This window comes from Actinokineospora lacus (genome assembly GCF_053813445.1).
Genome location: NZ_JBQERA010000013.1, coordinates 35,617 through 43,550, shown reverse-complemented (window position 1 = coordinate 43,550; position 7,934 = coordinate 35,617). Strand labels below are relative to the sequence as shown.

General features: G+C 77.4%; 1 protein-coding gene. It reads right to left on the bottom strand.

Going from position 1 to position 7,934, the window contains the following annotated elements; genetic code table 11:
• Positions 1-14: 14 nt before the first annotated feature.
• Positions 15-7,844, bottom strand: coding sequence for a type I polyketide synthase (locus ACTG9Q_RS27370; RefSeq protein ID WP_455575794.1), 7,830 nt, complete (start codon positions 7,842-7,844; stop codon positions 15-17).
• Between the last annotated feature and the right edge of the window lie 90 nt (positions 7,845-7,934).

The window sequence follows — 7,934 nt, the reverse complement described above, 5'->3', positions numbered from 1 at the left end:
AGTGGACTGGGGTGTCATGACGCACCGAGCTCCTTGTCGATGAACTCGAACAGGTCCTCGTCGGTGGCGGTGTCCAGCTCGTCGTCGTCCCCGCTGCCCGCGGGGACGGCGTGCAGGGCCGTCTCGCCCTGGCGCAGCAGCGCCCGCAGCCGCGCGACGACCGCCCTGCGGTCCGCGGCGCCCATGCCGGGCAGCGCGGCTTCCAGCTCATCCAGCCCGTGCGCGCCGATGCCTGCCGAGGGGCCGCGCAGCCGTCCCGCCAGGTGCTCGGCCAGCCGCCCGGGTGTGGGGTGGTCGAACACGAGCGTCACCGGCAGCCGCAGGCCGGTGGCGGACGCGAGCCGGTTGCGCAGCTCCACCGAGGTGAGGGAGTCGAACCCGAGCTCCTTGAAGGGGTTCGCCGCGCTGACCGCGGCCGGGTCGTCGTGGCCGAGCGCCTCGGCGGTCTGGGCGCGCACCACCTCCAGCAGCGCGCGACCCCGCTCGTCGTCGGACAGCCCGCCGAGGCGCGCGGCGAGCCCGGCGTCCTGGCGCGCGGCGGGGCGCTGGCCTCGGGTGCGGGGCAGGGTGAGGTCGGCGGGCACGAGCAGCGGGAGGTCGGTGGCCAGCGCCGCGTCGAAGAGCCGCAGGCCGTCCGCCGACGACATCGGGTTCATGCCCGAGCGGCGCATCCGCTCGACGTCGACGTCGGCGAGGCCGCCGGAGATGCCACCCGGCTCGGCCCACAGGCCCCAGGCCAGCGACTGGGCGGGCAGCCCCCGGGCCCGTCGGTGGACGGCCAGGGCGTCGAGGTAGGCGTTGGCGGCCGCGTAGCTCGCCTGGCCCGGACCGCCGGTGATGCCCATGATCGACGAGAACAGGACGAACGCGGTGAGGTCGTGGCTCGCGGTGAGCTCGTGCAGGTGCCAGGCGGCGTCCACCTTGGGGCGCAGCACGGTGTCCAGCCGGTCGGGGGTCAGCGACCGGACCACCCCGTCATCGAGCACGCCCGCCGCGTGGACCACCGCGCTGAGCCGTGCTCCGGCCAGCGCGCCGGCCAGCGCGGCGCGGTCGGACACGTCGACCGCGACCCCGGTCACCTCCGCGCCCAGGCCGGTCAGCTCCGCGGCCAGGTCGGGCGGACAGCCCCTCCTGCTCAGCAGCAGCAGCCTGCGCACACCGTGCTCGGTCACCAGGTGCCGGGCGAGCAGCCCGCCGAGCGCGCCGCTCGCGCCGGTGATCAGCACGCTGCCGCCGTCGAGGTCGGGGCGGGCGCCCGCGGCGGGGGCGAGCGCGGTCAGGCGGGGCGCGTAGGCGACACCCGCGCGCAGGGCGAGCTGCGGCTCCCCGCTGCCCAGCGCGGCGTCGACGACCGCGGCCGACTCGGTGGTGCCGTCGACGTCGAGCAGCACGAAGCGGCCCGGGTCCTCCGACTGCGCCGAGCGGACCAGCCCCCACACGGCGGCGGCGGCCGGGTCGTCGGCGCCCGGGCCGACCGCGCCGCGGGTGCGGACCACGAGCCGGGTGTCGTCGTCGGCCGCGCGCAGCACCGCCAGCGCGCGGTGGGTGAGCCGCCGGACCGCGTCCGGGTCGGCCGCGCCCGGGGACTCCAGGTCGAGCACGTCGTGGTCCGCCCCTGGCGCCCCGGTCAGGGCGACCTCCGCCCATTCGACGCCGAACAGCGACGCCGACGTGCCCAGCAGCTCGGCGGCCACCGGCCGCAGCGACAACTGCTCCACCCGCGCCACCGGACGGCCGTGCTCGTCCGTGGCCTGCAGGGCCATCGTGTCCGGCGCGGTGCGCGTCAGGCGCACCCGCAGCACCGAGGCCCCCGTGGTCAGGGCGGTCACCCCGGTCCAGGCGAACGGGAGCAGCAGCGGCGCCGCGTCGGGCAGACCCGGGTGCAGCGCGGCGTCGAGCAGCGCGGGGTGCAGCACGAACCCGGCCACGTCGGGCACCTCGACCTCGGCGAAGACCTCGGTGGCGGATTCGCCCGCGCCGTCCCCGCCACGCCGCCACCCCGCGCGCACGCCCTGGAACGCCGGGCCGTAGTGGTACCCGGCCGCGGCCAGCCGGTCGTACAGCTCGGCCGGGTCGACCGCGACCGCGCCCGGCGGTGGCCAGGACTCGTGCCGCTCGACCTCCACCGGCTCGCGGGTGGCGAGCACCCCGGCCGCGTGGCGGACCCGGTCCCCGCCCGAGCGGGAGTGCACGGCCAGCAGCCGCCTGCCGTGCTCGTCCGCCGCCGACACGCTCACCTGGAGCGCGACCGGATCGCCGTCGCCCAGCACCAGCGGCGCCTCGATGGTCAGCTCGTCGACCCGCCCGCAGCCCACCCGCTCCCCGGCGAACAGGGCCAGCTCCACGAACGCCGTGCCGGGCAGCACCGCGGTCCCGGCGACGGCGTGGTCGGCCAGCCACGGGTGCGTCCGGGTGCCGACGCGGCCGGTGAACACCCAGCCGTCGTCGGCCTGCGGGACGGCGGCCGCGAGCAGCGGGTGCTCGACCGGGTCGAGCCCGGCGGCGGCCACGCCCGCCGGGTGCCCGGCGTCCAGCCAGAACCGGCGGCGCTGGAACGGGTAGGTCGGCAGGTCGACGCGCCTGCCACCGGCCGCGAACGGCGACCAGTCCACGGCCGCGCCGTGCACGTACGCCTCGGCCAGGGAGCGCAGGAACCGGCGCGGGCCGGGCTCGTCGCGGCGCAGGGTGCCGATGACGACCACGTCGGCGCCCGCGGCCTCCGCGGTCTCCTCGACGGCGACGGTGAGCACGGGGTGCGGGCTGGTCTCCACGAAGACGGCGGGGCCATCGGCGAGCAGCCCGCCGACCGCGTCGGCGAAGCGCACCGGTTCGCGCAGGTGCCGGTACCAGTGCTCGGCGTCGAGGTCCGGGCCGTCGACGGGCTCGCCGGTGACCGTGGACACCAGCCGGACGCACGGCGTTCGCGGCGTGATCCCGGCCAGGGCGGCCAGCAGCGGTTCCCGGATGGCCTCGACCTGGTGGGAGTGGAAGGCGTGGTCGGTGGGGATGCGCCGGGCGCGGGCGCCGTCGCGGGCGCAGGCCGCCAGCAGTTCGTCCAGGGCGTCGAGGTCGCCGGAGACGACCGTGGTGCGCGGGCCGTTCACCGCGGCGACCGACAGCCGCCCGGCCCACCGGTCCAGGTCCAACTCGCCCTCGGGCAGCGCGACGGTGGCCATCCCGCCCCGGCCCGCCAGCGGCAGCAGCGCCTTGCCGCGCACCGCCACCACGCGGCAGGCGTCCTCAAGGGACAGTGCGCCTGCCACGCAGGCGGCCGCGACCTCGCCCTGCGAGTGGCCGACGACCGCGGCGGGTTCGACGCCGTGGGCGCGCCACAGCTCGGCCAGCGACACGAGCACCGCGAACAGGGCGGGCTGGGCGATGTCGACCCGCTCGGCGGCCGCGTCGTCGCGCAGCACGTCGAGCAGCGACCAGTCCACGACCGGCGACAGCGCCTCGGCGCACCGGGACATCGACGCGGCGAACACCGGCGACGAGTCGACCAGGTCCAGCACGGCCCGGCCTGACCAGCGCCCGCCCGCGCCGGGGAAGACGAACACCACCCGGCCATCGCGCGCCGCCCCGGTGACCAGGTCGTCGCCGAGCAGCACCGCCCGGTGCGGCAGCGCGGCCCGGGTGGTGAGCAGCGAGTAGGCGAGGTCCAGCGGGTGCGCGTCGAGCGCGCGGACCCGCCGGACCTGCTCGGCGAGCGCGGCGGGGTCCTTGGCGGACACCACGAGGGGCGGCGGCTCCGCGCGATCCGGTGGCCGCCGGTCGACCGGCGCGGCGGGCACCTCCTCGACGATCAGGTGCGCGTTGGTGCCGCTGATCCCGAACGACGAGACGCCGCCGCGGCGCGGGCGCCCGGGGTCGGGCAGCGGGACGGTCTCGGTCAGCAGCGACACCGACCCGGCCGACCAGTCCACGTGCGGGCTCGGCCGGTCGAGGTGCAGGGTGCGCGGGGCGACCCCGTGCCGCAGCGACTGCACCAGCTTGATCAGCCCGCCGACCCCGGCGGCGGCCTGCGCGTGCCCGATGTTGGACTTCATCGATCCCAGCAGCAGCGGCCGCTCCCGGTCCTGGCCGTAGGTGGCGATGATCGCCTGAGCCTCGACCGGGTCGCCGAGCGCGGTGCCGGTCCCGTGCGCCTCCACGACGTCCACATCGGACGAGCGCAGTCCGGCCGCGGCGAGCGCGGACCTGATCACCCGCCGCTGCGCGCCGCCGTTGGGCGCGGTCAGGCCGTTGGACGCGCCATCGGAGTTGATCGCCGAGCCACGCACGACCGCCAGGACGGGGTGGCCGGAGCGGCGCGCGTCGGACAACCGCTCCAGCAGCACCAGACCCGCGCCCTCGGCCCACGCCGTGCCGTCGGCGGCGGCGGCGAACGGCTTGCAGCGGCCGTCGGCGGCGAGCCCGCCCTGGCGCGCGAACTCGACGAACATGCCCGGCCGCGCCATCACCGCGACCCCGCCCGCCAACGCCATCGCGCACTCGCCGTGGCGCAGGGACGCGATCGCGGAGTGCACCGCGACCAAAGAGGACGAGCACGCGGTGTCCACGGTGAGCGCGGGCCCGGCGAGGCCGAAGGCGTAGGCCAGCCTGCCCGAGGCGACGCTGGGCGTGGTCCCGGTCAGCAGGTGGCCCTCCGCGGCCGACCCGGCGTCGGCCATCCGCCCGCCGTACTCCTGGGCGGTCGCGCCGATGAACACGCCGGTGCGGCTGCCGCGCACCGCGTCCGGGTCGATCCCGGCGCGCTCGAAGAGCTCCCACGCCGTCTCCAGCAGCACCCGTTGCTGGGGGTCCATGGCGGTGGCCTCGCGCGGCGGGATGCCGAAGAACGCCGCGTCGAAGCCCGCGATGTCGGCGAGGAAGCCGCCGCGCGCCCGCACGTCCCACCCGCGCTCGGCGGGCACCTCGGTGATCGCGTCGGTCCCGTCGGCGACCAGGCGCCACAACTCCTCCGGGGAGCCGACCCCGCCGGGGAACCGGCACGCCATGGCCACGATCGCCACCGGCTCGTCCGACCAGGCCGGGGCGGGCTCGTCCGCGCCCGCGCGCTCGCCCGCCCGCAGGTGGTCGGCGAGGCGGGCGGGGGTCGGGTGGTCGAACAGCGCGCTCGGCGGCACCGGCCGCCTGGTCGCCGCGGCGAGCGCGCCTGCCAGTTCCACGGCGGTGCGCGAGTCGAGCCCGAGTTCGGCGAAGGTGAGCCCCGGGTCGACCTCCGCCGGGTGCCGGTACTCCAGCACGGCGGCCACGTGCGCCCTGACGAGGTCCAGCTCCGCGCCGCCCGCCGCGACGGAGCCGACCGGCGGCGCGGGGGCGAGCGGTGCCGCGGGGGCTACCGGAGCCGCGGGGGCGGAGAACCAGTGCCGCTGCCGCTGGAAGGCGTAGGTGGGCAGGTCGACTCGCCGCCCGCCGGGGACCACGCGGCCCCAGTCGACGGGCACGCCCCGGACGTGCAGGCGGCCCAGCGCGGTGAGCAGCGACGCCGCGTCCTGGCGGTCCCGGCGCAGCGCGGGCACGACCACGGGACCGTCCTCGACCAAGGCGGTGAGCACGGCGTCCGGCCCGACCTCCAGGCAGGTGCGCACGCCGCGCGCGGTGAGCGCCTGGACCGCGTCGTGGAAGCGGACCTCGTGGCGGGCCTGCCGGACCCAGTACGCGGGGTCGGTGAGCTCGCCGGTCTGTGTCGTGATGACGGGGACGCGCGGTGGGTGGAAGGTGATGCCCCGCGCCACCTCGGCGAACTCGGCCAGCACCGGGTCGAGGTGCGCGGAGTGGAAGGCCCGGTCGACCCGCAGCCGGGTGTGCCGCCACCGGGCCGCGATCTCCAGCACCTCGGCCTCGTCGCCGGAGATCACCACCGAGCGCGGCCCGTTGACCGCCGCCACGCACGCCCCGCGCAGGTGCGGGCGCACCTCGTCCTCGCCCGCCCGCACGGCGACCATCGCGCCGCCCGGGGGCAGCCGCAGCATCAGCCTGCCGCGCGCCTGCACCAGGCGGCACGCGTCCGGCAGCGTCAGCACCCCGGCCACGTGCGCGGCGGCCAGCTCGCCGACCGAGTGCCCGACCAGCGCGTCCGGCCGCAGGCCCCACCCGGTCAGCAGCCGGTGCAGGGCGACCTCGACGGCGAACAGGCCCGCCTGGGTGAGGTCGGTGCGGTCGAGCAGGTCCCCCTCGCCCAGGACCGCCTCGCGCACCGGGAGGGCGAAACCCGCGCAGACCTCGTCGAACGCCTCGGCGTACGCGGCGAACGTCCCGTACAACCCGCGCCCCATGCCCGGGTGCTGGGAACCCTGGCCGGAGAACAGGAAAGCCAGCCCTCCGTCCACAACAGACCCGGTCACCGGACCGGGCGCGCCCTGTGCCAGCGCGTCCAGCCCCGCCCGGTCGAACACCACCGCGCGGTGCTCCAGCGCCGCACGGGTCTTCGCCAGCGAGTGGGCGACGTCCACCGGGTGCTCATCGGTGAGGAAGGACGCCAGCCTGCCCGCCTGCGCGCGCAGCGCCGGGGCGGAACGGGCGGAGAGCACCCACGGCACCGGCACCCCGGCGGGTGGGGGCTCGACCTCGTCGCGGCGCGCGGCCGGGGCCCGCTCCAGGACGACGTGGCAGTTGGTGCCGCCCATGCCCAGCGAGGTCACCCCGGCGACCAGCGGCTCGTCGGGCTCCGGCCACGGGCCCGCGCCGGTCGCGACGCGCAGGTTCAGCCGGTCGAGCGGGATCAGCGGGTGGGGGGTGGCGAAGTGCAGGCTCGGCGGGATCTCGCCGTGCTCGACGGCCAGCACGGTCTTGATCAGGCCGACGACGCCCGCGCCCGCCTCTAGGTGCCCGACGTTGGTCTTGGCCGAGCCGACCAGCAGCGGGGTTCCGCGGACCCGCCCGATCACCGCCCCGAGCGCGGCGGCCTCGACCGGGTCGCCCGCGCGGGTGGCCGTGCCGTGCAGCTCGACGTACTGGACCCGCGCCGGGTCGACGCCCGCCGACTCGTGGGCCAGCCGCAGCAGCCGCTCCTGGCCCGCGCGGTCCGGCGTGGTGAGCCCCGCGCGCCCGGCGTCCTGCGACACCGCGCTGCCGCGCAGGACGCAGCGCACCCTGTCCCCGTCGGCGAGGGCGTCGGCCAGCGGTTTCAGCACCACCACCCCGCCGCCCTCGCCGCGGACGTAGCCGTTGGCGCGCGCGTCGAAGGTGTGGCAGCGCCCGTCCGGGGAGAGCGCGCCGAACCCGGCGGCGGCGGCGGCGCTGTGCTCGGCGAGGTTGAGGTTCACGCCCGCCACCACGGCGAGGTCCGCCGCCCCCCGGCGCAGCTCCTCGGCGGCCAGGTGCACGGCGACCAGCGAGGACGACTGGCCGGTGTCGACGGTGAGGCTGGTGCCGCGCAGGCCGAGGGCGTAGGAGACCCGGTTGGCCAGCATCGAGCGGTTGACCCCGGTGAGGGTGTGCTCGTCGGGCCTGCCGTCGAGCAGCAGCGCGTAGTCGGCCGAGCTGGCGCCGACGTAGACCCCGACCCGCCCGCCCCTGACCGCGTCGGGGCTGATGCCCGCGTCCTCCAGCGCTTCCCAGCTCAGTTCGAGGAGCAGTCGCTGCTGCGGGTCCATGCCCGCGGCCTCGCGCGGTGAGACGCGGAAGAACCCGGCGTCGAAGAGGTCGACGCCCTCGATGAAACCGCCGCGCGCCGTCCGCTCGTCCACCGGCTCCCACCGCCCCGGCGGCACGGTCCCCACGGCGTCGACCCCGCCGCGCAGCAGCTCCCAGAACTCCCGGGGGTTCCCCGCGCCCGGCAGGCGGCAGGCCAGTCCGACAACGGCGATCGCGGCGCCGACGACCCCGTTCTCGTGCGCCATGCGCCTGCCCTTTCCCGGAAACGGCACGGGGAACGACGGACTCTGAGTCCCCCTGAACGAGTGGTCCGGAACCCACCCTGGCCCAGGGCG